Origin of the sequence: Acetobacter fabarum (assembly GCF_029069195.1) — a bacterium.
GTDB classification, from domain to species: Bacteria; Pseudomonadota; Alphaproteobacteria; order Acetobacterales; family Acetobacteraceae; genus Acetobacter; species Acetobacter fabarum_A.
Genome location: NZ_JARDYK010000008.1, coordinates 12411 through 38480, shown reverse-complemented (window position 1 = coordinate 38480; position 26070 = coordinate 12411). Strand labels below are relative to the sequence as shown.

General features: G+C 55.2%; 22 protein-coding genes. 4 read left to right on the top strand and 18 right to left on the bottom strand.

All coding sequences use genetic code 11. The features are described from left to right. The 7 genes from cas5e to PY793_RS10195 form a co-directional block, all read right to left on the bottom strand. Complete coding sequence (gene cas5e, locus PY793_RS10225; RefSeq protein ID WP_275177958.1) at positions 1 to 672, bottom strand: type I-E CRISPR-associated protein Cas5/CasD; 672 nt, start codon at positions 670 to 672, stop codon at positions 1 to 3. Continuing rightward, positions 672 to 1736 carry a type I-E CRISPR-associated protein Cas7/Cse4/CasC gene (cas7e, locus tag PY793_RS10220; protein ID WP_275177957.1) on the bottom strand — a complete coding sequence of 355 codons (1065 nt, stop codon included), beginning with the start codon at positions 1734 to 1736 and terminating at the stop codon, positions 672 to 674. The genes cas5e and cas7e overlap by 1 nt, the downstream gene beginning before the upstream one ends. Continuing rightward, entirely contained in the window at positions 1736 to 2239 is a 504-nt protein-coding gene (gene casB / locus PY793_RS10215) for a type I-E CRISPR-associated protein Cse2/CasB (RefSeq protein WP_275177956.1), read from the bottom strand. Before casB ends, cas7e begins: the two co-directional genes overlap by 1 nt. Next, positions 2236 to 3693: a type I-E CRISPR-associated protein Cse1/CasA gene (casA, locus tag PY793_RS10210; RefSeq protein ID WP_275177955.1), complete on the bottom strand. Its 1458-nt coding sequence runs from the start codon at positions 3691 to 3693 to the stop codon at positions 2236 to 2238. Before casA ends, casB begins: the two co-directional genes overlap by 4 nt. A gap of 178 nt (positions 3694 to 3871) precedes the next feature. Next, complete coding sequence (gene cas3 / locus PY793_RS10205) at positions 3872 to 6370, bottom strand: CRISPR-associated helicase Cas3' (protein ID WP_275177954.1); 2499 nt, start codon at positions 6368 to 6370, stop codon at positions 3872 to 3874. Positions 6371 to 6412: 42 nt separating this feature from the next. Next, complete coding sequence (locus tag PY793_RS10200; protein ID WP_275177953.1) at positions 6413 to 6781, bottom strand: type II toxin-antitoxin system PemK/MazF family toxin; 369 nt, start codon at positions 6779 to 6781, stop codon at positions 6413 to 6415. Positions 6782 to 6840: 59 nt separating this feature from the next. After that, positions 6841 to 8637 (bottom strand): flagellin N-terminal helical domain-containing protein, encoded by a 1797-nt coding sequence (locus tag PY793_RS10195; RefSeq protein WP_275177952.1) that lies wholly within the window; start codon positions 8635 to 8637, stop codon positions 6841 to 6843. Between the two features lie 84 nt (positions 8638 to 8721). Here PY793_RS10195 and PY793_RS10190 point away from each other — a divergent pair, with 84 nt between their 5' ends. Next, complete coding sequence (locus tag PY793_RS10190; protein WP_275177951.1) at positions 8722 to 9300, top strand: recombinase family protein; 579 nt, start codon at positions 8722 to 8724, stop codon at positions 9298 to 9300. Positions 9301 to 9908: 608 nt separating this feature from the next. Here PY793_RS10190 and PY793_RS10185 read toward each other — a convergent pair. The 4 genes from PY793_RS10185 to PY793_RS10170 all read right to left on the bottom strand — a co-directional run bounded on the left by PY793_RS10185 (position 9909) and on the right by PY793_RS10170 (position 15184). Continuing rightward, on the bottom strand, positions 9909 to 10430 hold the full coding sequence (locus tag PY793_RS10185) for a RidA family protein (protein WP_275177950.1): 522 nt from the start codon (positions 10428 to 10430) through the stop codon (positions 9909 to 9911). 4 nt (positions 10431 to 10434) lie between these two features. After that, the gene (locus PY793_RS10180; protein ID WP_275177949.1) at positions 10435 to 10851 is read right to left on the bottom strand and encodes a c-type cytochrome; all 417 of its coding nucleotides are present in this window, start codon (positions 10849 to 10851) and stop codon (positions 10435 to 10437) included. Next, positions 10851 to 12452, bottom strand: coding sequence for a flavin monoamine oxidase family protein (locus PY793_RS10175; protein ID WP_275177948.1), 1602 nt, complete (start codon positions 12450 to 12452; stop codon positions 10851 to 10853). Before PY793_RS10175 ends, PY793_RS10180 begins: the two co-directional genes overlap by 1 nt. 92 nt (positions 12453 to 12544) lie before the next feature. Beyond that, positions 12545 to 15184, bottom strand: a complete 2640-nt coding sequence (locus PY793_RS10170; RefSeq protein WP_275177947.1) for a TonB-dependent receptor plug domain-containing protein — start codon at positions 15182 to 15184, stop codon at positions 12545 to 12547. 302 nt (positions 15185 to 15486) lie between these two features. On the opposite strand from PY793_RS10170, the gene PY793_RS10165 reads away from it, so the two are divergent. Then, positions 15487 to 16452: an alpha/beta hydrolase gene (locus PY793_RS10165; RefSeq protein WP_275177946.1), complete on the top strand. Its 966-nt coding sequence runs from the start codon at positions 15487 to 15489 to the stop codon at positions 16450 to 16452. Between the two features lie 53 nt (positions 16453 to 16505). On the opposite strand, the gene PY793_RS10160 is transcribed toward PY793_RS10165, so the two are convergent. Then, positions 16506 to 17261, bottom strand: coding sequence for a class I SAM-dependent methyltransferase (locus PY793_RS10160; RefSeq protein WP_275177945.1), 756 nt, complete (start codon positions 17259 to 17261; stop codon positions 16506 to 16508). 99 nt (positions 17262 to 17360) lie between these two features. Between PY793_RS10160 and PY793_RS10155 the strand changes: the two genes are divergently transcribed. Then, the gene (locus PY793_RS10155; protein ID WP_275177944.1) at positions 17361 to 18143 is read left to right on the top strand and encodes a helix-turn-helix transcriptional regulator; all 783 of its coding nucleotides are present in this window, start codon (positions 17361 to 17363) and stop codon (positions 18141 to 18143) included. Positions 18144 to 18194: 51 nt separating this feature from the next. On the opposite strand, the gene PY793_RS10150 is transcribed toward PY793_RS10155, so the two are convergent. Further along, complete coding sequence (locus PY793_RS10150) at positions 18195 to 18563, bottom strand: winged helix-turn-helix transcriptional regulator (RefSeq protein WP_275177943.1); 369 nt, start codon at positions 18561 to 18563, stop codon at positions 18195 to 18197. 116 nt (positions 18564 to 18679) lie between these two features. Between PY793_RS10150 and PY793_RS10145 the strand changes: the two genes are divergently transcribed. Then, a complete protein-coding gene (locus PY793_RS10145; protein WP_275177942.1) occupies positions 18680 to 19804 on the top strand; it encodes an alkene reductase in 1125 nt (374 codons plus the stop codon). 145 nt (positions 19805 to 19949) lie between these two features. Here the strand turns inward: PY793_RS10145 and PY793_RS10140 are convergent, their stop codons facing one another. The 5 genes from PY793_RS10140 to PY793_RS10120 form a co-directional block, all read right to left on the bottom strand. Further along, positions 19950 to 21044, bottom strand: coding sequence for an NAD(P)H-dependent flavin oxidoreductase (locus PY793_RS10140; protein ID WP_275177941.1), 1095 nt, complete (start codon positions 21042 to 21044; stop codon positions 19950 to 19952). A gap of 86 nt (positions 21045 to 21130) precedes the next feature. Continuing rightward, complete coding sequence (locus PY793_RS10135) at positions 21131 to 22324, bottom strand: DUF1501 domain-containing protein (protein WP_275177940.1); 1194 nt, start codon at positions 22322 to 22324, stop codon at positions 21131 to 21133. Positions 22325 to 22340: 16 nt separating this feature from the next. Then, positions 22341 to 23864 carry a DUF1800 domain-containing protein gene (locus PY793_RS10130; protein ID WP_275177939.1) on the bottom strand — a complete coding sequence of 508 codons (1524 nt, stop codon included), beginning with the start codon at positions 23862 to 23864 and terminating at the stop codon, positions 22341 to 22343. Between the two features lie 265 nt (positions 23865 to 24129). Next, positions 24130 to 24498, bottom strand: a complete 369-nt coding sequence (locus PY793_RS10125) for a c-type cytochrome (RefSeq protein WP_275177938.1) — start codon at positions 24496 to 24498, stop codon at positions 24130 to 24132. Between the two features lie 21 nt (positions 24499 to 24519). Continuing rightward, positions 24520 to 25968, bottom strand: a complete 1449-nt coding sequence (locus PY793_RS10120) for an alkaline phosphatase family protein (RefSeq protein WP_275177937.1) — start codon at positions 25966 to 25968, stop codon at positions 24520 to 24522. Between the last annotated feature and the right edge of the window lie 102 nt (positions 25969 to 26070).

The following is a 26070-nucleotide window of genomic DNA, read 5'->3' as shown; positions in this document are numbered from 1 at the left end:
TCAGCCTCCCGCCACAATATTGACCGGACGCAGCCCAATACGCCGGGAGCCGAAATGCCAGCGGTTGCGGTCCAGCGGCATGTCTGTCACCATCTCCCCCTCGGGATCGTCAGTCACCAGTGTATGCGCCCGCACGGGAGGCGTCCGCCAGAGGGGGGCTTTCAGATGTTCCAGCGCCGCCTCCGCACACGTTGCATCCACAATCCGCGCGCCGGTCGGCGCTGCAAGCGGGCATGATTTCCGCCCGAGATAAAGCGTAAAACGTGGTTCCCGCAATGCCGCTGCAATGCCGTTCATGCCTTGGCCTTGCGCCGCAATGCCGTAAAACACGCTGGTCCGGTAATCCCGATAGGTAATGGCAGTGTTGGTTCTGCCGCGCGCGTCCCTCAGAGCTTCCGGTCGGGAGTTCGGGTTTTTCACCGCAGCGGACGGGACTGTCTCGATGGTATGGTAATCGCGCAGAGGCGTACCGGCATCAAAAATCGCCACGTCGATTGTCAGGGCGTCAAGCGCGGAAAAATCTCCATCTCTTTCTATCCCGAGCGCCGCGCCCATCAGCCCGATCAGAGCCGACCGGGCAGGCCAGATCAGAGAGCCGCGCCGCTCATGCCCTGCCAGTTCGCCCATCGCGCCCAGTGATGCGGTCAAACCGAACACCAGAAAGGGCCGCATCACGCCCCCCGTACAACTGCGCCCGCAAAGGCCGTGATCTCACCCAGCGTGCCGCCCCTTCCCACATGCAGCTTCTGTTCCGATGTCCAGACCTTGCCGTAGGCGTCATCAATGTCCCGGCGTATCTGCTCCAGTGCTTCGACTGACTGTTCCAGCAACCGCTCTCCACTGACCGGCAGGAAGAAAGCTCCAGACAGATCGCGCGGCGCCTGCGCACCGGCTTCGGCCAGCATGTAATGGGCAAGCGGGTGGTGGGCAAAGCTGTTCTGCTTGCCCTTTGGCGTTGTACGGGCCAGCGCCGCCGCCAGTGCCTCGATCCCCTTTACCGCCAGTTCTCGATCCCCGGCGAGATTGCTGATGAGCAGGTCACAGTTCACACAGACATACTGATAATACACACCAGACCCAAAAGAGGTCTCGCCAAGATGGCCTGCCCCCGTCTCTTCGCTCTTGTTGAGATCATCAACCGCGGAAAACCAGTCCTCTTCCGACTGCGCGCGGTGTGTGGTGATGGCATGCGCCACCTGTACCGCTGCATCGCGATTGTAATCGGGCGAGTCCGCCAGCATCCGCCCGAACATGGCGATATCGACCGCGCCATCGGCCCGGCGCAGAACCATTTTTTTCAGGTCTTTTTCAGCAGGCACCTTCTCTCCGGCGATAATTTTCTCAGCCAGTTCTTCCGCCAGACGCCATTCTTCAGGGGAGATGAAGGCGAGTGTCGTGCTGATCCGGTTTTTTGTTTCCTTGCCTGGCGCTTCCAGCTTGCCAAAAATCGCCGCGACCTGATCTGCAGCGGCGCGCGCCTTCTCCTCACTCACTCCTTGACCAACGAGGTGCTCAACAAGGTTCTGATACAGTCTTTTGGTCCGCTTCCCTTCGTGGTCAGCAAGATCGAGCGCAAAAAACGCACTCTCTCGCAAGGCCCGCTTGACAGACTGGGAAGACATCCGCAGACGCGGCACACCGCCCACAGTTGCCTGTTTAGGGCGCCCCTGATCGTCCCGGTTGGGGTTGGAGGGGCCGTAGGTCGTCAGAAGGTGGAATTGCAGAAAAGTCGTCATCAGGCAGTTTCTTTCACATCATCCTGCGGAACATCGGCATGAAAATAACCAAAGCACCAGTTTGTGCGTGTTCCGTCGTTCCAGTTCCAGATATCCCGCGCCAGCGCCCCGACATTGCAGCGCCGACCCGCCATCACAATTGCGCGGCGCATGAGATTGGTCAGATTTTCTCCTTCCGCACGTATGAGGCTTTCAAAACGTCCGTGTGAAAAAACCGGCTCCTTTCCCCCCAGGCGATAGGCGAGCGGTGCCGCGTCACGCTCTCTCACTTCAGCGAGCAGACATGCCAGACGAACGAGTTTTTCCGTCTCGCCTGCTCCTCCCGATACGTGGAGTTTCCGCGCAAGATCATGCACCGCCGGTTCACACAGGGTCTCGATCGGGCTAGCCCGGCGCAGACGGGCCGCCAGTCCACGCGCGGCGGGATTTGTGTCGCGTGGTTCGAGATATTCCGCCCACCAGCCAAAGGCGATGGTGCCTGCCCTCTTTTCCTCCCCGCTCATGCCGTTTTCCTTTTTTCTGTTTTCGGCGGCGAAAGACCAAGCGCGCTGAATATCTCAGCCCCCTGTTTTCCGTAGCCTGCGAGCGCCCCCTGCAGGTATCGGCGGGCCCCGGTGATACGGCCGATCGCCTCCACTTCCCGCTGATTCAGGCCGGGCAGAGCCTTGGCATCGAATTGTCCCAGCGCCTGCCTGCGCAGATCATTCAACCAGATGTTCGCCGGGTTTTCGCCCTGCTCAATCGCCTGCACATGGGTCAGAAACCGTGCTTCTGTCTCAAGAAAAAAAGCCTCGCGCTCCGCTTCGCGCGCTTCGCCAGCGGCCAGAACGGGCACAAGAGCGTTGCGTAAGGTCACCGCCACGGCTTCTGCGGCCTCGATCAGGCCAACAAGCTGAATTTCCGCCTCAGAGGACAGAACCGACAGCAGACGCTGGCGTGAAAAAATGAAGTCACGAGGCTTCATGTTATCCATCGACCAGCCCGCGACGATAACGGAGCCTCCACTCATTCTCTGCTCCCGCAGGCACAATGCCAGTTCGGAAAGCTCGCTTCTATTGTCTCCAGCCACCACGCCAAGCCAGTTACGATAACCGAAATGCCCGGCGCGCGGATGTTTCGGCAGCCATTCCGTGCCGGGTTTCAGCCGGTAATAGGGGCTGAGTGGATGCTTCCAGAGCGCGTAATTCGTGCCCCATGGTTTCTGGATCACGCCGGTTACCGCCTCATCATCGTGTATAAGACGCAGCCTGCGCGGCATGCCGAAAAACGCCTCCACCCCAAAAACCTCGCCTTCTGGCGGAAAAGTCTGCTGCCCTGTATCGGAAACCCGGGTTGGTCGCATCCAGGGCAGAGCGTCCATTTCCGCGGGATGTCCATACGGCACATTCGCCCAGATCAGGTCCCATAGCGTCCGCTCCGGATCCACCAGCGTGACCATTGGTCCACCACCACGCAAGGATGTGCGGTTTCCCGCCCCGCCAGATGGCGCATCGGCCTGAAATGTGTAAAGTGCCATAGCCGCCATGGAAAAATCCAGACGCTCATACCGGGCACGATGCACCATGACATCCGCATTATTGCGTACGGTATTCGCACCCGCACTGTCTATGAACAGCATATCGACGGGGCTGCCCTCCGCTGTGAGTGGTGCCAGCTCCTGAAGAAAACGCGGCCCATCCCCCAGAAGATTGAACGCCGGAGCATAAGGCACCAGTTTTTCACGCAACCGTTGCGGATCAGCCTTGCATCGCTCTCCCCAATCCTCTTCATCAGCAGGGGGATCGGCGAGAAAAACCAGCCCTATCAGAAATTCAAGACATGCAATGTTAAGGTCAGGGCGCGGCCAGTCGGGCTGCACCACATCCGGCTGTGCCATCTGCCATGGCACAATGACCCGCCGCGACCCATCCGCGCAGAGGACTGGAATCCACGGATCATGAATAAGATTGAGGGTCACACATTACCTCTTCCACTTGCCGGTGGGGCATAGAAAAGCGCACCCGAAGCGGCAGTGCGACAAAGACACTTCATCAACATTGCGTACGCCTCGGATACCTTGTAAATTCGCCCGTAAAATATATGGGTTTATTTACCACCACAAGCAGCTTACGCCTGAACAGGGGTCATCTCCGTGTTCACGGAGAAGTAAAGACAAGACCGCACTTCTCATCGTAATGCAAGCCGTCACAGATGCCGCCCGCCTCGCTGACAGGACACAGCCTGACCTGCGCGCGCTTCCAGTCCGGCCAGTCTTTTGTAATTGCCATGATTTCTGGAGATGACTGATCGGGGAGCGGCAGGGCATCGACCTTCTTGCGGTGGGCGGAAACTTCGGAAAGCATCCAGGCGTCCGCGCCCTCTCCTGTTGCCCACGGAATCAAACCGCGCGCCGTCCGACGCGCCAGACACAGAACACGCGCATCTTCTCCCAGCCGGGTAGGGTAGTTCACGTCATCATCCCCACGGCCTGCCTTGCGATAGCCATCCGAGACCTTTACGATATTATGCCAGGCCAGCCCCCTGTTGGCGCTGTCTTTTCCATATTTATCCTGTTCTGCCTTCAAAAGAGCTTCGGGTACCGGCTCTGCGTCCGCTCCATAGACCGCCTCGATCAGCTCACGCTGCCGGTCTGGTGTCCCGATCTGTCCTTGCGTGAAAATTACCTGCGCGCTCCGCCAGACATCGGCAACCGCATAAACCCACGCACCTTTACCCAACGTGCCATGCAGCCATCGGTCATCCCCGACTTGAGAAGGGTCCGGTGAAAGAACATGCAGCACCGGTGCGGAAACCGGGCGAGCCGATGCCGGTCGGATATCCATATGCCGCCACAGACGCCCAGCCCGCTGGATCAGCGCTGCGATGGGCGCGATATCGGACAGCATGACGTCAAAATCCAGATCAAGCGAAGACTCCAGAACCTGTGTGCCTACAAGAACGAAGCCCTCTCTCCCCCTGCCGTTCCTGCCAACCCGCGCCAAAACCTCGGCCTCGATCCGTTTGCGATCGCACAAGGCAAAACGGGCGTGCAGCAGCCGTGCATCCACGCCTGCGGCGCGGAGTGCCGCAACGGCCCCGATTGCGTCATCAACCGCATTGCGAACCCACACGCAGGCTGCCCCCCGCGCCGCCATTTCTGCCAGCAGCGTAACAGCGTTCTCTGCCGTATCGAGCCTTTTAACCATCACCGGACCTTTGACCGGGCGGTTTTCGGCATGGAAGCATGTAACCGCCTCCCCTCCCGCAATGGTCAGAGCCGGATAAGCGGCGGTATCAGCCTTACCATCATACGTGGCCAGCAGCCTGCCACGGAGATTCATAGGCAGCGTTGCCGTCAGAAGAATCGCAGACCCACCCGCCGCGCGGTGCATTCTCAAAAGTGCTGTGAGTTCTTCAGCAATATAAGGCTCCCCCATTTCATGAACCTCATCAACCACGAGAATTTTCGACGACAGGCCATAAGTCCGTAATGTCTGAAACCGAACAGGCAGAACAGACAGCAATGCCTGATCAATAGTCCCGATCCCGACATCGGCCAGCAATGCACGCCTGTTACTTGCCGCCAGCCAGTCCGAGGATGTGATCTCCCACGGTCCGCCGGTTCTGCTTCCCTGCACCAGATCACGGAACGGCACCGACAGCCCAGATCGCCCATGCGCCAATGTTACAAAAGGATTATCGAACATACGCCCGACAATGCGTGAAGCACGACCAAACATCGCATCCGCTGTGGCCATCGTGGGAAGAGCAAAAAACAAGCCGCGCCCCTTGCCTGCCAAACACATACGATGGGCAAGCAAAAGTGCTGCCTCTGTCTTGCCTGCCCCGGTCTCATCCTCCACAATCGCCAGCGTTGGTCCAGCCGGAAGGGCAATGGTTGAGCAGGCCGCCTGCATGGGGCGCAGTGCAAAATCAAACAGAGCACCCTCCCGCGCTGCAGTACCTGCTATGCCCGCCACGGCAACGGCGCGCGCCGCAATGGGGCGGATCCGTTCCAGATAAGCCGCAAGACTGCAGACCTCAGTCCATGGCTGGAACCAGTGCGGGTTGGACCCAACCCAGTCGGCGGCCGTGCAGAACCCCGCCAGCCACCAGGACAGGGGTGCTACCTCCGCCACCGACACCCCGTCGAGTGAGGCTTCCGGCCACAGGTCACAGAATGCATCAATCAGCTTCGCCGCTGGCTCACGCCCTTCCCCAACGCATTTCAGTGCCCGGACAAGTTCTCGGGGCAGGCGCGCTTCGGGTGGGAGAGCGCCAAGCATATGCCCGGACGGGCATCCATGATGTCCGGCTACGGCCGCGTAGAGCATTTTCCGCACATAAGGGGTGCCGCCAAGCCGGGCCGCAAGCCGGGCATCCTCCACATAAAACAGAACCTCACTCAGTTCCCAATGACGGAACCCCGGCTGCGCCACACCTTCGCGGAGCATGGCGCGAAAACTTTCACTGATTTTGCCGATATCGTGCAGCCCGACAAGCATGACCAGCGCATCGCGAAGGGGAGGCGCCATGTTGAACGGGGCAATCAGCCTTTCCGCCACCCCGGCAACATCAAGCATGTGAAACGCCGCCGGATGCGCAGGGCCATCGGGAGTGATCGGGCATTTACCCGGCCAGACTGTCCACTGCATGACGCATCCCTCCACCCTCAAACTACATGTTATGCCGAACGGTCACTGACTAAGACCAAGGCTGATTTTAATTGCCTGATCTACTTTTTTCATCACGTATTCCGGCAATCTGGAAATCACGACAGAGATACGGCTTTTGTCAATAGTTCTGATTTGCCCACACTCAATAACTGAATCATACCCATTATTCCCACGTTCTTTTGCAGTGATCGGCACTTGTATCGGCAGGTTTTTATTTTGGTTATGATCGGTTAACGGGGCAATTATTGTCATGGGGGAGAATTTGTTCCCCACATCATTTTGCACTATCAGACAGACAATATCTTTGCCATTCCGCTCTGTTCCAATAGCGCCTTTCAGATTGGCAAGTACGATATCACCACGACGAAGTGTGTTTACATCAAGTGGCATATTATAAGCTTTGCAAAAAATTACGGGCCCTGCATCAGCAAGGCCCGTAATCCTTTAGATTACTGGAAGAGAGACAGAATGTTCTGGGACTGACCATTCGCAATCGTCAGTGACTTGATAGCCAGGGACTGTTTGGTTTGCAGGGAAGTCAGTTTTGCACTTTCAGCAGCCATGTCGGCATCGGTAAGAGCGCTGACGCCGTTCGTAACAGCATTTGTCAGAGACGAAGTATAGGTGCTCAGACCAGACAGCGTGTTGCTGTAGTTGCCAAGGTTCTGCATGGTAGAACTCATACTGGTAATAGCAGACTGAATGGCAGAAACCGCTGTTGTTACGCCACCTTTAATCCCAACCGCAATCTGATCAGCTGCTGTTCCGCCACTCACTTTAACGGAGGACGAAAGATCAACTGGTGTACCTGCCGTAATTGCCACTGCGGCTGGTGTTGCCCCTGCCATAACAGTAAAAGCGCTGCTAGAGGTTAAAACATTCTTTGTGCTATCCCAGCTCAAGCCAGCGGCTTTGGCAAGATCATCCATGGATGTATACTGGTTCGCCGCAGCATTATTAACACTACCAATAGTATAGGTAACAGCCGATCCACCAGAGCCCACAGTTACACTGACCTTGTTAGCTGCTGTAGGCGCGGTCCCTGCCGTTCCAACTGCCGCGGACGTGTAAGGCGCTGTAACTGCCACTGCGGCTGGTGTTGCCCCTGCCATAACAGTAAAGGCGCTGCTAGAGGTTAAAATATTTTTTGTGTTATCCCAGCTCAAGCCAGCGGCTTTGGCAAGATCATCCATAGATGTATACTGGTGCGTCGCAGCGTCACTAGAACTACCAATAGTATAGGTAACAGCTGATTCACCAGAACCTACAGTTACACTGACATTGTCAGCTGCCGCAGGCGGGGTCCCTGCCGTTCCAACTGCCGCAGATGTATATAGATAACTCTGGATTTTAAAGTCACCAGATTTACCTGCAACAGCAAGAGAGCTATCGCTGTTGAGTGAAGCATTAACCCCTGCACCGTTCATGGCGCTAACCAAAGCAGTCAGGGCATTTTTTGTAGAAAAGCCGCTATCCAGTGCAACAGCGACATTGCCCACAGAAGCCTGCACTCCAGTCTGGACAAATTCAAAGGTTTTACCATCCGCCTGAATGGTTGTACCACCTGAACCATCAATGCTGTTTTTTAGCACAATTTCGGATGCATCCAAAGCCGATGTATCCACATGTGTCACATTTGAGCTATTGAGAGAAGAAAAGATAGTTTGTGTAGAATTTGCCGCACTACTCCCAGCTGCAGAATTGCTCGTCAGGCCGAGAGCATCCACTAGAGTTGTGTTGGAACCCGCCATGCTCGTGAAGGTCTGTGTCTGACCTTGGACGTTTGTCAGTGTTTGCAGGGTGGTCCCATTGTAAGCATTGATAGCATCGTTGCCGCTGGTCAGCAGGTTGACACCAGAGAACGTAGCATTGCGAGCATATGAGTTAATGCTGTCAAGCGTGCTCAGAATCTGGGTAGCCATCGCACTTGCGTCAGTTCCGGTCTGCCCCGCCGTAGTGACCGTGTTCTGCAACGTTTGCAAAGAAGAGACTATTTTGTTGCCCGCAGTATTGGCGGTAGCAACGACCTGCGCACCAAGAGAAAGAGAATCAGAAACAGCAGTCATTCCCTGCAAATTACCGTTCATTTGGGCTGCAATAGAGTAAATTGCCGGGCTGTCCGCAGCATTGTCAACTTTTTTACCAGTAGAAACTGTATTTTCTGTTTTGCTCAGTTCAGTCTGCGTAGCATTTAGTGCTTCAAGAGCGACAAGAGACGATGAGTTGTTGTTGATCGAGAGTGACATTTTCGAACCTAACCTCTAGGTTTCGAAACACTTCGGCCAACAGCAGAAAATCGTTTGTATGTTGTCGTAAAAGGTTGTCACGAAATGCTTTATGGATATGCGCGTGTTTCCACTTCGAGAAAGGATGAGGAAGGAGTTTTTGTTCAGACAACGTCTTCTCAGATTGAAGCATTAATAAATTCCGGAGTGAATTTATCAAATATTTTTGAAGACAGGGTATCCGGAAAAGAAAAAAGCCGCCCAGGCTTGAACTCTATGCTTGAAACAGTTCAATCTGGCGATGTCATTATGGTATGGAAACTTGATAGACTAGGGAGATCCGTGCGAAATCTTTTAGAGCTGGCAGAAATTCTTAAATCAAAAAATGTCACAATCCGCTCCATAAGTGACGGCATAGATACCGGCGGCGCCTTGGGTGGTTTTCTGATGACCATTTTAGGCGCAGTCGCGGAACTGGAACGCGAAACAATTGTGGAGCGTGTAAAGTCAGGTCTGCAAGCTGCTAAAAACCGTGGAATTCAGGTTGGTCGTAAACGGGCATTATCTCCGCAGTCCTGTAAAGATATCCTGAATTCTATTAAATGTGGGGAGAGGGTGTCCGATATTGCCAGACGTTATAACGTTAGCAGGGCGACTGTGTATCGTTCTATTGAGAGAGCCTAGAATTTCACTTTGTTTTTGCATTTCAATATGAAGGAAAAAAAGATCGGGAAGAAACGTCCTTCTTTTCAGGTTGAAGAAATTTTCCCTTTATTAACCTTCTAATAACCATTCGGGGCTAGGCTCCGAAGTGTCGCAAAAACTAGTGTTTCCGAACGCCCTGAAAATTTTTGTGCAGGCGAATTCTTTCTGTCACGACCAGACTGCCCGCCAGAAATGTGTACTCGGGACGAATTTATGGAAACGAGGTCACGTTTTACCCACGGCAGAAAAAAGGGTGAGATCACTCTCGGTGGGGCTATGACTGATGAACGGTGGCGTCAGAATCATCTCTGGCGCCATAGTCGAGCCCTTTCTGTAGGGATTAACGCGCGCATCAGGCTGTCGTTCATTATTCGGGGGTCATCTGATTATCGCTGCCCCGTTTTATTGTCTACTCTTCTGCGCAAAGGGTAGACTTCCGTTTGTCGGAGCGGGCGGCAATAATGCTGACCTGTTTAGGTTTATTGAAGAGCCAATCAACAAGGTTACGTTCCCTGCTGTTCAGGTCATGGGCATGATGCCTGACACGCCTGCCAGTCCTTTGGGGCTGGCAGGCGTGTCCCCGATATTCAGTGGTGAGAAGGCCTGACTGCCACAACTTCAATCTCCACCAGCCATCCCGGGTTAGCGAGTTGCGCTACACCAAAAGCCGAGCGAACCGGCAGGTTGGGCTGTGACCGGGTGCCAAAAAACTTCGTGTACCCTTTCATCATGCCTTCAAAATCAAGTTTTTTGGTGTTTGTATCCGCCACCATAAACACGTGCATCTGCACCACGTCTCCCATGCCCAGCCCCATGCCAGCAAGCGTCTCCTCTATCCGTTTAAGAGCGCCTTGCGTCTGTGTTGCCATGTCACCATAAGCTGCCAGACTTTTCTGGGCCGCTTTCGGGTCAATAACAGGAGCCCCCATACCGCTCAGGTAGATGGTGGAAGAACCTGACGGCACTTCAATAGCTGAAGCAATGGGAAAAGTTGCTTCGTTATGCCTGACTGGATCATTCTGGGCATATGCTGGCGCAAACGACGCAGATGCCGCCAGAACTGTTGTTGCGCAAAGGGTCCATCCCCATCCGGCCTTGAATATACGCATGATTTTATTGCTCCTCGGCTGTCAGATGCGGACGCATAAGAGCGACCTCCGACGGGTTCAGTTTATCTGTATAATGATTACCAAAATGCGTACGGATATAATCCACCACATCTGCAACCTGTCTGTCATTCAACAAACCGGAAAACCACGGCATGGCTCCATAACCGTTAAGAATAACGGTGACCGGGTAACTGGCTGCCTGCAAATGCGGGTTATGCGCAAGAGCAGGAATTTGCGCCCCCGCACCGACAGCCCCCTGCCCATCTGCCATATGGCAACTCTGGCAGACATGGCGATAGGTCGCCTCGCCCGACGACAGGGCTTCCATTTTACCAGAAATTGCACTCGCACTGTCTGCCCGTGCAAAACCGGCAGGCGCAACAGCCGCCACCAGCGCCGACAAAAGGAGAAATTTACGCATCAGGCTGCTCCCAGGGCTCGTTTATGCAAACGTGTAACCGCGTCCAGTGCAGATAAAATGGCACCTTCCTGCCAGCACCCGACATAAGACGCATGCTCGCCAGCCAGGACCAGTCTCCGGTCAATGGAACACAGCGTTTTATAGTGCGTCTTGCGTGCCTCTTCGCTCCACATCGAGCAGCACCCCAAAGTCCATGGCACCCGGCTCCATGCAAAACTCACACCATTCAGAAACTCCTTCCGGTATTGCGGATGAAAAGCGAGCCCCTGCCGTAAACCCTGTTCCAGCCGTTCCTGTGGGGTCATCCCCGCAAAATCATATGCAGCCGGACCAAACATATACCCCCCAAGCAGCACGGCTGGTCCTTTGGAAAAAATACCATGACTTGGGTAGGAAACCTGACTAATGGGCTGATCCGTAAAGCTGATACCACCGTAAATCTGGTCATCTTCTTCCCAAAAGCGGCGTTTGAATTCCAGACCAAGCTTAACGGAGGACGCGTAGGGCACGGCAGCTATGGCGGCTTTCATGCCATCGCTGACCTGCACATCCAGTTGTGACAGAATGGAAAGAGGAATTGTGCACACACAATAGTCAGCCTGTGCATGGCGCACTACACCACCATGCTGCATGTCATGATAGGTCACGCTGACACCATGATCATCCTGATGAATGGCCGTAACCTTGCAGTTAAGTTGTAAAAGGTCTTTTACCTGTCTGGTAAAAGCCTTACCAATATTGTCCATTCCCCCCACAGGCTGGAACATGGTTGTCTGCATATCCAGCCGCTCATGGAACGCCATCCAGTTCCACATGCCGGATTTCCAGATTTCACCCCTGTTCAGCAGATCGGACGGTACCGGCGCACCATTCAGCCCGCCCCCCTGCGGCTTCTCAAACCCGCGCCGTAACGCACTGATATTACCTTTTGTATAAGCCAGGTCCGGTGTAAGCGCACCCCAGCCCCGCATGGCGTCTTTCAGATGCGCCACTTCATCCGCGCTCACCAGATCATCGAGTTTATGCTGGTCCACAGCCTTAGCCAGAAGCTCTGCCGTAAAGCCGGTAAAATCAGCCGCCAATTCCCGGTAGCGCACGGCTTTACCACCAAAAGAGCCTGTTGAATGGAGCCAGCTATTATGGTTCAGTTCTATAAATGGTTCCAGTTCAACACCAAATTCGCGGCAATAGTACAAAAGCCCCTGATGATGGTAGGGAATGCGCCACGGACCGGGGTTTATGTAATTCCCCGGTGCAAAGCCGACTTTTTGTGTTTCTCCACCCAGTTCCGTTACCGTGTCTCCTCCGCGCAGGCTGATGTTGCGCCCACCGCTACGCGTCTGGAACTCAATGATCTTGACATCATACCCTGCTTTGCGCAGTTCATAGGCGCTGAGCATCCCTGCAAGCCCGGCCCCCAGAACCAGAACAGAGGTCCCTTTTTGAGCGCCAGACAGTTTGGGAGGACCGGAAAAATCCGTTCCCATGGCATGGCCCATACTGGTCATGGCCTGATACAGCGCTACACTCCCAGCCAACGCGCCAATACGGCCCAGAAGTTGCCGCCGTGTTTGTAAATGGGTGTTTGATGGACTTGCCATTGAGTATTCCTGCTTTTTTACTCACGATTCCAGTAAAACCGAACCGGCAAAAATGCATGACGTGTAAAAACATGCGTCATGCATGATTTATTTTAGAAGTCTGCGTTCAGGCGACCATAGTAGTAGGCACCGGTGATCGGCACCTGAAGAGAGAACTGGTCGTAAGGCTGTGCGCCGCGGGAATTATTGATCTGTGCAACCATGCGCGGTTTGACATCGGCAATGTTGTTCACGCCAACAGCCATGTGCCAGTTCCTGTTAAAGCGGTAGCCTATTTCAATATCTGTCATCCAGCGTGGTGTGTTCTTGAACTGGTTGAAGCAGACATTGGAGTAAGCCAGCTTTCCGCCACCCGGGCAGAGCGTGTTCTGGTTCTGCCAGTCATAATAGCTCAGCATGGAGGTTGTCTCACCATACCGGGTTTCACGCACGTTAAAGTCCCAGTTTCTGTAAAGGTAGAATGCGTTCAGGATAATCTTGCTACGTGGATAGGCCGTTGTGATGTAGGAAACATTCTGCGCATTCAGCAGAGGATTCCCGTTTGCATCCAGTGTATTGTGGTGCAGGCGGGTCCGGTTGAGGTCAAGCGCCATGGTCAGCGCCAGAGTACCTGCCTTGCGGAAGCGGAAGGTATAATCAGCTTTGATATCCAGCCCCTGCGTACGGGTGCTGGCGCCGTTGGTCATGAAATATGCTGACACGTTATCAGCAATCAGACCATTGGAAGGCAGCAGATAGCCAAGCTGCTCAATGGCTGCAATAGCGCTGGAACCATTGACTGTACCACCACCCACAATACGGTCGCGCAGGTTAATCTGATAGACATCCGCTTCGATATGAAACCCGTTGACAGGCTCTATAACAATACCACCACTGGCACTGACGGAACGTTCCGGTTTGAGCTTGCTGGCACCCAGCGTGCGGGCCGCAGCCGAATCAACCGGCAACAGGCCAGACGCCCCGTTGGGGTCCACGTTCATGGCGGAATAATGCTGCTCGGGCAGTGTTGGCGCACGGAAACCCGTGCTGATGGTCCCACGGAAGGCAATACGCCGGGTGACATCATAGCGGCTGGAAACCTTGCCATTTTCCGCATTTCCAACGTCTGTGTAATGCTCAAAACGCCCGGCAAAATCCAGATCCCAGTTTTTGAGCGGATGGAAGTCACCATCCACATAACCTGCCCAGATGTCACGGCTCCAGTTACCGGCGCTTTGCGGGCCAATACCTGCATAACCCTGCGTGCCCCCCAGAAGGTAGGAAGCCGCATCCCCTGCGGTCAGATCATACGTTTCCAGCCGGTGCTCCGCACCAAAAGCCAGCAGCATCGGAACTTTTTGGGCAATGTTGAAATGCCGCCGAAAATCAAGATTATTGGTCCATTGCGCAAGCCTGTATGTTTCTGCGCGCACGATTGTCGGGGTCCAGCCGCATCCCATGGGTGAATAGTTGGCCGATGTACTATCCGACGAGCAGGAAGACGACAGCATACCCGTATTGGCGGTATTTTTATTGCCGATTTTGGTTTCGTCAGCACCATAAGTAGTGCTCAGATCCCAGTCAAAACCGAAGACGTTATCGCCCTTAAGGCCAATGGTTGCTGCGTAATCGTTTTCCTGAATGGTTTCAAGCGGGGAAAAACCAGAGGGATAATAGGTCGGCGCGATGGTGGGAATACGATAGTTTTCGTATGCTTCTCCATAACGATGCGCATACGTGATCAGACCATAAAACTGAATAGCGTCCGTAATTTTCTTACCGAAATCAATACCAAGATTTTCCCGTGTTTCTTCTGGCGTGCTCATGATTTTGTTGGAATCGAGTGGCAGACTCATGGCATTGGGCACCACACCGTTATAATACCCGGTTGTGGTCGCACCATCGGGCCAATACCCTAATAAACGGTGGTCTTTAGTTTTTACAACGTAATGATCTACATGTGTGATCTGGCCTGAAAGATGGATATAACCATCCTGTCCCAGCTTCAGCCCGCCATCTGCATTCAACTGGTACTGCCAGCCATCGCCATTATAGGCATTGGCCCCGGTCTGGGCTGACATGTGCAGGCCGTGATCTTCTTTTTTGGTAATAATGTTCACAACACCCGCAATGGCGTCTGACCCATACATGGCGGCTGCACCGTCTTCCAGCACTTCAATATGATCAATCGCATTTGCTGGAATCATGTTCAGGTCAACGCCTGTCGAACCAAACTGGGGGCCTGCATCCGCCACAATGTTTGCCGTGGAATGGCGGCGCTTGCCATCCACAAGAACCAGCACTTCATTCGGGTTGAGACCACGCATCTGAATGGAGGATGTCAGCGCGGCGCTATCAGCCGCCATGGCCTGTACGTTGATCGAGGCATATGTCCGCACCAGCGAATCTGCCAGATTAACCTGCCCCGAACGGCGCAGTGTTGCCGCTGTCAAAACGGTCACCGGAGACGAGCTTTGTCTTGCCTTGCGGTTGGTCGAATGGGTGCCCGTTGAAACATTAACGGTTTCGACTTCGCCTGCGTACAAGGCTCTGGTATTATCCTTTCTGCGGGTCGGCGGTGCTGAGGCTGTTGCTGTCGCGGGGCCTGCCGGTTTTGTTGTGACTTTCCCGGAGTGTTCGTGCGAAACCTTCCGATGTGGCGTGGCAACTCCAGTTGTTTCCGCCACAGAGAGTGAAGGCAGAACGGTGCAGAGCGTGGTGGCAAGCAGAGAGAAGCGGCGCGCTAATCGCATGTTTCATGTCCCACTTGTGAAGCATTATTGCTCTATCCGCCGTATTACATTTCAGAACTGAAATGATAGAAAAAAACATGCCTGCCGTGCCTATCCTGCATAACGTTGCGAAAACGCAACATGTTGCCTTCTGCGCCGGATACCAAATCTCTACTGCATCGCTGTGGAGTGCCCCCTGACGGCATGATTTTTGGCGCGTGCTGGAAACCATGCCATACTTCAATTCCCGGACCGGGTGCCGGAGGCGACCTGCCAGATCTGCATAGTCCTGCCAAAATGGCCCGGATCAGAAGGGATCAGACATGATTGGCAGGCGTACTCTTATAAAAGGCTCGGTGATGATGGCCGCGGCCACCGTTTCGAGCGGTGTTCACGCGCAGATGTGCGCAGCCCATGACGAACGGCATCAACACGGTGATATACCGACAAAATTCCCGATCTGGCCCGGACTGCCGCCGGGCGGCGGGGGGCCGGTTGCAGGTGAGCACGTCTCCAGAAGTGGTGCCGTGACAAACGTTGCAGTTCCGACCCTTACAGTCCTGCGTCCTGTTCAGCCCAACGGGGCCGCAATGCTGGTCGCAGGGGGCGGTGGATATAAACGGATCGAAAACGCAAAGGAAGCAATGCCCACCGCCCGGTGGCTGGCTTCTATCGGGGTGACGGCCTTCGTTCTGACGTATCGCCTCCCGAGGGAAGGCTGGGCTGTCGGCAGATTGGCACCGTTCCAGGATGCAGAACGCGCCATTCGCATCATCCGCGCTCAGGCACACCTATTTGGCATCGACCCGCACCGTGTGGGAATAACGGGCTTCTCTGCGGGCGCTCATCTGCTGGGGATGGAGGCGGTCTGCGCGGATCATCTCTCCTACACGCCGATCGACGTATGGGATCAGGTATCGGGGCATCCCGATCTGGCGCTGCTGATCTATCCTATCGTGGCACTTGAGCCACCGTATCAGAACACGTCCACAAGACGCCTCCTGATCGGCGATCATCCAAGCCCTGCCGAAAGTACGCGCTGGTCCGTGCAGACGCACATTCATCCAGGGCTGGCACCATTCTTTCTCGTGCAGGCGGCGGACGATCCCGTATCAAACCCGGCGAATACCGCCATTCTTCAAACCGCCTGTGCGCACAATGGTGTGGAGGTCGTGCGCCATCTGTTTCCTACAGGTGGCCACGGTTTTGGTCTGGGAAAATCAGGAACAGCAACGGTGACGTGGCCCAACATGGCCGAACAATGGATGGCGGGGCACCGATTTATCTGACACCCCCCTCTGCTGAGGCGCCATGCGTGTTCTCCGGGCAAGCACCGTTTCAGTCAAAGCGGCATCACCTGAAAACTGCCGACATCGACCATAAAACTGCCATCCGCCTCGATCCCGAAAGAGCGCCTCACTTCTTCGGGTGCGGCCTGTTGCAGGGAACGGATCGCCCCAGCACGCTCAGGAGGTGTTTTTGTCCGCGCTACCCAGCTTTTGAAGTCCATGCGCAGACGATGGGTCCGGGTGGACTGAAGCACAAAACCCGCCTGCCCCAGAAAAGCTGCCCACTCGGCCACCGTATAGTCCCGGACATGCGAGAGATCGCGTAACAGTTCCACCGCTTGCAGCCAGCTATCCAGCAGGGCGGAAGGAGGAGCCGTTACATCAATGAACAAAGCCATCCCTGATGGGGCCAGCACACGCCGCGCTTCGCGCAGGCCCGCTATCGCATCCGACCAGTGGTGGGTTGTAAAGCGGCAGAAGACGGCATCAAAGCTCCTGTCCTCAAAAGGGAGTTTCTCTGCCGGTGCCTGTGCGACGGTGATATTGGACAACCCCTGTCGCGTTGCTTCCTGCTTCACGGCCTCCAGCATTGGGCCTGTCACGTCACAGGCCACCACTTCTCCAACGTGCGGAGCCAGCCGATAGCTGACGTGGCCACCGCCACAGCCGATATCCAGCACACGGCGCAGATTTTTCCCCGCTACCAGATGCTCCACCCTATCCAGATCACTTCCCTGGCTGTGCACCGTGCTGGCAACATAGTCCTGCGCGCGCATGGCATAATGCTTTGCCACATAAGGTTCTGTCATGGTCTTTTTTCTCCGGCTCATGATTCGTCATGATAGAGGCTGTCAGAAATAAAAATCCGGTATAAGGTCTTCTTTTATACTGGTATAAAAAGCACCATCATGCGTCTTTCTTCCGAACAGCATCGCGCCCTCGGGGCATTCCTGCGTGCCCGCCGTGATGCTCTCTTACCCGGTGATGTCGGTCTGCACTCCCTGCCCGGACGACGCCGGACAAAAGGATTACGGCGGGAAGAAGCCGCCCAGATATGTGGTATCAGCACCACCTGGTATACCTGGCTGGAACAGGGCCGGGATGTGTCCTGCTCGACCGCAACGCTGGCACGTATTGCTTCGGCCCTGCATCTTTCCCCTGCCGAGCGCGGGTACCTGTTCGAACTGGGGCAAATGAAAGACCCCGATGCAGCACTGCTCCCCGCGGCATCGGTTCTTCCCGAACAGGTCCGTATTTTCCCCGAACACCTATCCGTGCCCTGCTATGTGCTGGACTCCCTGTGGAATGCCTGCGCTGCCAACAAAGCAGCCCGGAACCTTTTTGTCGGATGGCTGGACAGCAGGGAATGCAACCTGCTGCGTTATATCTTTCTGACACCTGATGCGCGGACGTTCCTTGACGACTGGGAAACCAGCGCAAGACGCGTACTTGCCGAATTCCGGGCCACCAGCATTCATGGTGACAGGCAGCAGGTGGACACGCTGGTTCAGGACCTCATGTCCCAAAGCCCGGATTTTGAACGTCTGTGGCATAACCAGAGTGTATTGCTCCGAGCAGGTGGTGCCCGCAGATTTCACCACCCGGTCCATGGCCCGGTCAATCTTGAGCAGACTACCCTGACATTTACGACATGGCCGCAGTATCAACTGGTCACATTGACGCCACGATAAGCCGTTCGGAAGCCGGGCGACTGCCACTTTGTTTACAGCGCCCCTCCGCGGTCAGTTTCCGTCAGTGGCAGCCTTGCGCTGGACAGAATGCGCATACTGGTCTCCCCACGTCTTGAGCGCCTGAATAACTGGCTTTAGCGTCTTTCCCAGATCAGTCAGGGCATATTCCACATGCGGCGGAACCTCGGGGAAGACGGTCCGCAAAACCAGCCCGTCCGCCTCCAGTTCCCGGAGCTGGTTGGTCAGCATCCGCTGCGTAACATTGGGCAGGCGGCGGCGCAGTGCACCAAACCGCAGCACCCCGTCCATGAAAAGATGGTACAGGATGAGTGCTTTCCACTTCCCGCCAAACAGTTCCAGCGTGGCTTCCACCGTGCAGCCGGGGCTGCACGCCAGCGTAGTGTGACGGATACGGGGCATGGTATCATTCCTGACACTAGTGGCGGTTTATGTGCGTTCTTGCGCACATGGCGGGGCGGGTCAATGTTTACACGCAGGCCGGACGGATGGCCTGTATTTTGTGAACAAGGTGGACCATGTCTTCGTCTTCTCTATTCAGCCCTGTGCGGCTGGGCGACCTGCTACTCGAAAACAGGATATTCCTGCCCCCCCTGACGCGCTGCCGCAGCACGCAGCCCGGTAATATCCCCAACACGCTGATGGCCGACTATTACGCCCAGCGCACGCAGGCGGGCTTCCTGATCACTGAGGGAACCCAGCTCGAACCCCGCGGTCAGGGCTATGCCTGGACGCCGGGCATTTACTCACCCGAACAGATTGCGGGCTGGAAGCACGTTACCGCTGCCGTGCATGCCAGACAGCGCCCCATTTTCGCGCAGTTGTGGCATGTGGGGCGTGTCTCTCACCGTGCGCTTCAACCCGGACACGAAGCTCCAATTGCTCCATCCGCTGTGGCGGCAACAGGCGTGAATGTCTTCATCCCCACCGGACCAGACGCGGGAAAGCTGGCGCCACCAGACACACCAAGAGCATTAAGCATCCCCGAAATCCATGAACTGGTGGACCTGTATGCACAGGCGGCACGCAATGCCCTGTCCGCCGGGTTTGATGGGGTCGAAATCCATGCGGCCAATGGTTACCTGATCAACCAGTTCCTCTCAGAGCGCGCCAATTTCCGCACCGATGCTTATGGCGGCAGTCTGCCCAACCGTCTACGCTTCCTGCGTGAGGTAGTGGAGGCCGTGTCCGCCGTGGTTACACCCGACAGGATGGGCGTGCGGTTCTCTCCCCTTTTCGGCACAACCACAGAAGAGCGCGTCTATCTCGGTCTACTGGAGGACAATCCGGCGGAAACCTACACGCAGGCCATTCGTGTGCTGGCAGAAGCAGGCATCGCCTATGTCTCTCTGGCCGAAGCCGACTGGGACAATGCGCCCGAAATGCCGGACGCCTTCCGCGCAAGCGTGCGCAACATCTTCGGCGGCCGTATCCTGTGCGCGGGCGGTTACGACCTGCGCAAAGCGCAGCATGTGCTGGCGCATGGCTGGGCGGATATGATCGGCTTCGGGCGGAAGTTCATCGCCAACCCGGACCTGCCCGCGCGCATGGAACATGGCTGGCCACTCAACCCCCTCGACCCGGCGACCATGTACGGCGGCGGCGCACATGGTTACACCGACTATCCTTTTCATACGGCCTGACAGGGAACTGCACAGAATACTCCGCAAAAAGCGTATATTGCTGAACACAGATTCATCACGCCAAAGACCGCAAACCTCCGTCTGCAAGGGACAGAACACCTTACCAGACGGAGAAGTTGATCTTGTGGTTTTTATGATATGGTTTTCACTTATGGTTTACATAAGTGTTTCCACCATTCATTTCATCGATCAATACAGACATCAGATTTTCCGTTGTCATCGACCGTGCGAGAGGCGCCCCCTGACCAGCCCACTGTGCGCCATAACCCAATTCGCCCTTTGACCTGGCCGCCGCATTGAGCGCTTTTCCAGCATCGTAAGCAATGGGATAGGCCGGAATGGCTTGGGGGTGGATATCTCGGCCAAACGCCGTAAAACAATTGGACAGGCAACGCGCTGGCCGCCCGGATATCACACGCGTCATGACCGTGTGATGAGCGGCATCGCTGAACAAGGCGCTCCGATGCCCCGGATCAGCCGCTGATTCATGGGCGGCAATAAAGGCCGTGCCAAGTTGTGCAGCACTCGCACCCAGACGAATCATGGCCGCAATGCCCTGACCGTCCATGATGCCACCAGCAGCGATAATGGGTACGTTCAGACTTTTGCGTAAAAGACGTGTGAGCGCGATAGTCCCCAGTTGATCGTCTTCTGCATCTGGATTGAACACTCCCCGGTGCCCGCCCGCTTCATACCCCTGAGCCACGATCACCTGTACTCCGGCTTTTACCGCGACCTGCGCCTCGCTCAAGCTCGTTGCCGTAGCAAATAGCACAATCCCGTACCGTCTAAGCTCTCTGATCCATGCATCACAAGGTATGCCGAAGTGAAAACTAACGACTTTCGGCTTTAAAGACAAAATCGTCGAAAACATTTCGTCATCTTCGACAAAACTTTTATATGCTTCCCCTATAGCTTTAGGCGGCGTTCCACCAAATTTTTCAAACTCCGGAGCAAGCTTGTCTAGCCATGCTAATTCCTGATGGGTGTTCGCCACCGCTGGCGCATGACAAAATACATTCAAGTTCAGAGCTTTGCCTGACCGCTGCCGGAATGATGCAACCGCCTGCATGACTGCCTGTGGCGTCATTGCACCAATGCCTAATGATCCGAGCCCGCCCATGTTGGACACAGCCGCAGCCATTGCCGGTGTTGCTGTGCCTGCCATAGGGGCTTGAACAATGGGCCACTGAACATCAATAAGGTTCAGAAAACCGGCTGTTGATCCACAGGTATTCATGCCATTTCTCCAGTCTCAGGTTCTCCTGCCGTCAACATCCTGAAGCTCCTTGAGCCGATATGGGCATTATCCCTGCACGAAGGCGCTCATACCAGTTTCAGGTCCATCGGGCTGACAATGGGGAAGATGGCTTGCAAATGGCGCTGCTTCAACCCGTACATCCGCTGGAACAGGCCGCCGAACATCGCACGGTAATCCGTGAGCACCGGATAATCACGGTTCTGGAACAGATGTTGCTGATCGACGGGAACCTGTTCACCAGCAAGGCGTCCCCCTTTAATGCCGCCACCCAGAACCCAGTAGACACTGCCATGACCATGATCGGTGCCTTTGTCACCGTTCTCCCGAAACGTCCGGCCAAATTCGGAGATCACCACAACCACCGTATTATCCCATTGGGGGCCGATTTCTTCGCTAAAACCAGCCAGACCACGCCCCAGCTCGCCAATACGATCAGCCAGGTAACCCGTCGCCCCACCCTGATTAACGTGCGTATCCCACCCACCGACATCCACAAAACCAAGGCTGAACCGGTCACGCATCAACTGCCCGATACGTCTGGCCGAAAGCTCGAACCCTTTCGGGCTCGCAGCACCACGGCTTGCCTGTGTCAGTTTTTCAGTAATGGCATGGTACACATCATCCCGAACATGGAACCCCTCATCCACAGCAGACGCAAGCGGGCGTCCGGCATACATTTCGCTGATCAACCGGACCTGCCGCTCCGTAATGGCGGATTTGGCAACAGCATTGATGGCGATATTGGGAATTGCACCAGTACTCTGGAAAATAAGTGGCAACTGGGCCGTAAACGCAATTGGAGACGTTCCGCTCAGTGTCTGCGCCAGACGGCCCATAAAACCGGAACGGTAATTCCGCGAGCTGTTGATATCCTGCCCCAGTTCGATTGTATCCTGTGTCTCAAAATGGCTGCGGGTCAGATCGTCTGTCCCTGCGAAGGGAATGAACGCCACGTTTCCTTTCTGGTATAATGGCAGAATGGTCTCGCGCAGCGCAGGGTGGAGCCCCCATGCATCCCCAAGGGATAACGCCGCATGGGAATTGGCCGGATCAGGCCTCGGGATTGCTAGCGTCGGGCGGGACTCATAGTAGAAATCGCTCCTGGTCGGGATAACGATATTGGTGGCGTCATAGGCACCGCGAAGAAAGACAACAAGCAGACGCGCCCCCCCGGCCGGTGCCGCCCAAAGGCGTCCTGCCATAGCCAGAGGAGACGCGGCTGCCATTCCGAGCAGCAGGGTGCGACGATCGAGGCTCATGACGGAAATTCTCCTGTCAGCTCATAAATTCTGGCGAGGAGAGGAAGAGCGTGTTCCACTCCTGTGGCGATGTGGCTTTGTCCAGCGCAGCCCGCGTCTGCCGTGACAGCGTGGCGCGCCATGTGTCGAAATACAACCCGTTCTGGAGCACTGGAAAAGCAGATTCACCCGGTCCGTCTTCACCAGGCAACCTGAAAAGACCTGCCGCTCCCGAGCCAATCTTATGCGCAATGTCAAACCGGGCCATCATCTGCCCTGATGATGACCATGCGGAGGATTCCATGGGATACCCATCGGGCGTGAGCCGGTTATAAAGCCCTTCGGAAAGCTGGTTCAGCCAGCTCTGTATTGGTGCCGCATTCACGATCACCTTCCCGTCATAGGCCATACGGACCGCTGAATAGACGTAACGGACCGGTTCCTTAAAACGTGTTCCCAGACTGGCCATGAACTCGGGGGAGCGGATCATGGTGTCCAGCACGCTGGGGATATGGCCCCTGCTCTGCGTGAAGCGCTGCGCCATACGCATAACAAGGGCGTCTGACGGGTTGTCAGAAACGAAATAAAGAGCAATCCGATGGGCAATGTGGCGCGCTGTGGCGGGGTGAGCGCACAGCATGTCCACGGCCTGCTCGATCTCGGAAAATCCGCTGCCCTCGATCGTCTGCCCCAGAAAAATTTTATCACTGAAGTCGTGGCGGGCCGGATTGAACAGGAATGCTCCATCCCTCACCAGCAGAGGCTGCCATGCCCGCTTCAGTCTGGGATCATCAGACTGAAAATCTATGCCAGCCCCACTCAGGATACGGGCGAGCTGCTCAACATCCTGCTGCGTATAGCCAGAGCCAACACCCATCGTATGCAGTTCCATAATCTCGCGGGCATAATTCTCGTTCACATGCCCCACCTTGTTATCGGCGTTGTCGAGAAAGCGCATCATCGCGGGATGGCATAGCGTTGCCATCACAAGATCACGGAAGTGGCCCAGCGCATGGCGGCGAATGGCATTATGCTCATAATCACCGATAAGAACACGGATATTGCCTTTACCCTGATACACATTGAAATGATTAAACCAGAACCAGGTCATGCGTTCACCCAGTTGATCTGGGGAGTAAAGTGCGCGCAGGATGGAAACCGTGGCGGCCTGTCGCGCTATGTCGGTCATGGCCGTCTGGTGGAGTTTTTTCGCCTTTGCCCGCTCGGCCGGATCGGCGATCTTTCTGGCAGTGCGCGCCTCTGTCTCGAAATCCCTCGCCAGATCAACAACGGACTGACGGGGAATAGTCAGGGCATCAATCTGCTGCTGAACATCGGCAGGCACCCGCTGCCGAGAGGGTGGCGTCAGTTGCGCATGCAGCCATTGCTCACGGCCGAGCGCCAGAAAGTCATCAATGGCCGATGGGGTCACACCCCACGTAAGCAGGTCGACCAGAGCAAGGTCCTGCGGGCTCACCTTCTGGGAGGCTGCCCACCCTTTTGCACGGGGGAGGGTCATTGCAGTCAGGCCAGCCGCCATTACAAACCGTCGTGAAAGCATCACTTATCTCCCGAAGACTCTGCCTGACCAACTATAGCGATTGCACATTCCACAGGACAGTTACGTTGCAAACTGTTTCCATAATTCTGGCGACCCTGTCTTTAGAAAAACGGCCCAGATACCCGGCCACATGACCCCTGACCACATCACAAAGAGTATCAGAATTCCATCCTGCGCGCTTCACTGACAAGAAAAACATCATGGAAAAAACAGCATAAAATCATAAATCATGGCGCTCCACAGAATCTGCCTGTGTTCCAGATTGTTATTTAACTGGTGCTTGACCACTGATTTGACCACTGGCCAAAGCCGCCGCCAAGGCTCTGGCTTCTGTATCTGTTAAGGTACCGGGGTTGTTTTGCGGCATGGAGTATCTGATTTTCCGGAACAAGGCATCGGGCCGGGTAAGCCATTTTCTGGCAAAAGCCGGGCCAGCCAGTTGCGGCGCTTCGTCCAAACTGCGCGATGGGGTATCATGGCATGCACCGCAACGCTGTTTGTATAACACAACACCCTGCGCCACCTGTTGCGGATTTAAAATGGCTACAGCAGGCTGTGTGGTGGCCCAACCATATGTTGGCAGGGCCATTATCAGACTATATGCCACAACCAGTGCAATCTGACGGACAGACATGTGCATATTCAGCCGCCTTTTTTACTGATCCACCCGTTTACGGGTACCTGGTTCCTGCACGGGTTCAACCTGATGCTTATCTGGGAAAACCGGATCGCTAAAATGTTGCGCAGCATATTCTGCCTGTTTGAGCAGGTCTGCTGTGGGCGGCAGAACTGGCGCGGCGGCTGGGCTGGCACCAAAGCGGAAGGCTGAGGTAAGATCTCCAAATGTGTCGCGGCGCCATTGGGTCAGGTTGGGCTCGCGCACACCCGTTATCCGCTCAATAAACTGAATGGTTGACGTGTGGTCGAAGGTTTCACTGCATACCCAGCCGCCCACTGTCCAGGGGGAAATAATGATGCAGGGCACGCGGAACCCTGCCCCGATAGGCCATTTATCAACATATTCGCCCGGCGTACCATGGGGGGCAAACGGCGGGGGAACATGGTCAAACAGGCCATCATTTTCATCGTAGTTGAGAATAAAGGCTGTTTTTGCCCATACATCCGGATTGGCGGCAAGAGCATTCAGTTTTTGCGCTATAAATTCCGCTCCGGCCGCGGGCATATACTCAGGGTGCTCACAAGCCCAATCTGGCGGACACAACCAGGACACTGTTGGCAGGCGGTCATGCAGTGCATCGTATTCAAAGTCGCCCTCTGATGGATCAGGCACACCTTTGCGGTACAAGGCGGAGGTATGGGGCGCATCCATGAACTGCCGGAAATGCCGTAACTGGTTAAAGGGCCGACCATGCTTGCCACACTGGTAAATACGCCAGCTTACACCGGCTTCTTCCAGCCGTTCCGGGTAGGTTTTCCAACTAAACCCGCCTTCTGGCTGAATATTATCCGTGCTGGGACCACCCCCTATACCGTCCGGGTCTATCATGCCGGTCATGTAGTAAAGGCGATTTGGCCCTGTTGGGCCAAGAACGGAGCAATGATAACCATCACAGATTGTAAAGGCATCGGCCAAGGCGTAATGGAAAGGAATATCCTCACGCTTGAAATAGCCCATAACATAAGGCGTATTTTCTTTATCGACCGCACGGTGAGCTAGCAGCCACTGATCCATTCTGCCGCCGTTCCATGCAATATGCTGCACGTTCCACGCATGGCTGGTTGAAGGCAGTTTCTGTGCGTTGGTGGTTTTGGTGTCGAGATGGAAGGGTAGCAGATAATCAGAATAATAATTGTCCGGGTCTGGCTGGTAAAAAACACTTTTGCCGTTTTTAAGGATCAGGGCGTCCGGGTCATTAAACCCGCGTACACCAGACAAGGTACCAAAATAATGGTCAAAAGAGCGGTTTTCCTGCATGAGCAGGACAACATGTTTGATGTCTTTGAGCGAGCCTGCCCGTTTAGGTGTTTGCGCCATAAGTCTACGCACATTGGGCGGCATTAAAGTAGCGGCTGAACTGAAAGCTGCCAGACGCGCGGCATCGGTTATCAGGCGGCGGCGCGTTGGGGGACCAGAACGAAACATGGAACGATACTTCCTGCTTTATATCTCTACATATATGCCGCCCGACTCTGCTCAAAAACCTGAAAGCTCACGGTCGACAAAAATAAAAAAACACAAAATAGC